General features: G+C 46.9%; 1 protein-coding gene. It reads left to right on the top strand.

Annotated elements, in window-relative coordinates:
- Nucleotides 1-2073, top strand: a 2073-nt coding sequence (locus AC1WHX_RS11940) for an ATP-dependent helicase (protein WP_481229450.1), incomplete at its 5' end; no start/stop codon positions are given.
- Nucleotides 2074-2323 lie beyond the last annotated feature (250 nt).

Raw genomic sequence — 2323 nt, 5'->3', positions numbered from 1 at the left:
CGGCGGTTGTGGATGGGGACGTTCCATTCCGTTTTTTCCCGTATTCTCCGTTCCGAGGCGGAGTGCATCGGCTATCCATCTAATTTTACCATTTACGATGCGACAGATTCCAAAAGTCTACTCCGTTCCATAATGAAGGAGATGCAGCTCGATGACAAGGTGTATCGGCCGGGAATGGTACAGGGCCGTATCTCGAATGCAAAAAATGCACTTATTACCTATAAGGCATACGAACAGAACAAGGAGCTGGTGCAACATGATATAGATTCTAAAGTTCCTTTGCTGCGTGAAATATATAAGCGGTATCAGAATCGTTGCCAGCAAGCGGGGGCGATGGATTTCGACGATTTGCTGTTGCAAACGAATATACTCTTCCGCGATCATCCGGACGTATTGGAGAAGTACAGGAGCTTTTTTCAGTTTGTGCTGGTGGACGAGTATCAGGATACGAATTTTGCCCAGCATCTGATTGTACAGCGCTTGTGCGAAATACACCGACGTATCTGCGTGGTCGGAGATGATGCGCAAAGTATCTATTCTTTCCGGGGAGCCAATATCGATAATATCCTGCAATTCAAGAACCAGTATCCGGGTTGCCGTATTTTCAAACTGGAACGAAATTATCGTTCGACGCAGAATATCGTAAATGCGGCGAACAGTTTGATACATAAGAATACGAAGCAGATCCCCAAAACCGTTTATTCAGAAAAGGAGGAGGGTAGCAAGGTCTCCATTTGTTCGTCCTATTCCGATTATGAAGAGGGATATGCCGTTGCTGGTAAGATTAACGATATGAGGATGCAGAATTACGATTATGCTGATTTTGCCATCCTGTATCGGACAAATGCACAGTCACGCATCTTGGAAGAGGCCTTGCGTAAAAGGGGAATTCCTTATAAGATATACGGAGGCTTGTCTTTCTATCAGCGTAAGGAAGTGAAGGATGTCATTTCGTATCTTCGTCTGATTGTCAACCCGCATGATGAAGAGGCTTTCAAACGTGTGATAAACTATCCGGCTCGTGGGATAGGCGATACGACTCTCAATAAATTGGTCGTTGCCGCTACAGATCATAATGTCAGTTTGTGGACCGTGTTGAACGATCCGATCGGGTACGCTCTGCCGGTCAATAACGGTACAGCAAAGAAGCTAAGCGATTTCCGGGAGCTTATTTCCGGTTTTATCGAACGGAATGTTAAGCTCTCTGCCGAGGAAATCGCCGCTGCAGTAGTGAAGGAGAGCGGCATTGTCAGTACCTTGTTTCAGGATCGCTCGGTGGAAGGAATCAGCAAGCAGGAAAACTTGCAGGAGTTGTTGAAAGGTATTGCCGAGTTTTGCGAGATACGCCGCGAGGAAGGAACGGAGCATGTCTCGCTTGCTGACTTTCTGTCTGAAGTCTCGCTGTTGACAGATCAGGATAATGATAAGGAAGAGCAGGCAAACAAGGTGACGATGATGACGGTGCACGCCGCCAAAGGCCTGGAGTTCCGGAATGTTTTCGTTGTCGGGCTGGAAGAGGACCTGTTTCCCTCCGCCATGTCGAAAGACAATCCGAGAGCGGTGGAGGAAGAACGCCGCCTCTTCTACGTCGCCATTACTCGTGCGGAAGAAAATTGTGTATTGACACACGCCAGAAGCCGTTATCGCAATGGCCAGAGTACGATGTGTTCGCCCAGTCGTTTCTTGAAAGATATCGATCCCAAATATATTTATACGTCGGCAGATGCCGTTACTACCGACGGTTTATTGGCTACTCGTCGTTCCTCGGTTTTCCAGCAACCGAAGGCAATGGAAGGAGAGGCCTATGTCTCTCCGGTCACTCAGGCAGTCGGACGTCAGGCTCGTCTGACACGGATGGAAACGGCTTCTTTGTCTTCGACCCCGTCTTCGTCTTCTGCTCCGGCTCTGTCGGGTTTGCATGTCGGGGCTAAAGTTCGGCACGATCGTTTCGGAGAAGGTGAGGTAACTGCCATTGAAGGAGAAGGGGGTAATGCGAAAGCAACCGTTTCATTTGCTCATTTCGGTCAAAAACAATTGCTTTTGAAGTTTGCACGCTTGACAATTGTTGAATAAATCGGCTGGAAGTTCGGATATGTCATTCAAGTAGAATAGAAGGCTCTGCCGAAGCTATGAATTAGCGTTTGATTCGGCAGATGGAACGGTTAAACTGGCTGCTATAAGATTGTTATTGAGGAAAATAGAAACAGGCTCTAAATCCGACATTTCACATCAAATAAAAACGGTGCAGTCAATGGCTAAATATAAACCATTAATTATGAGTGGATTATAGAGGTTTTCCGTTCATTGTGGTTCAATCCTACAT

The organism is Coprobacter sp. (genome assembly GCF_982436375.1).
Note: the sequence above shows the minus strand (reverse complement) of the source record. Positions and strands in the feature narration are given on the sequence as shown.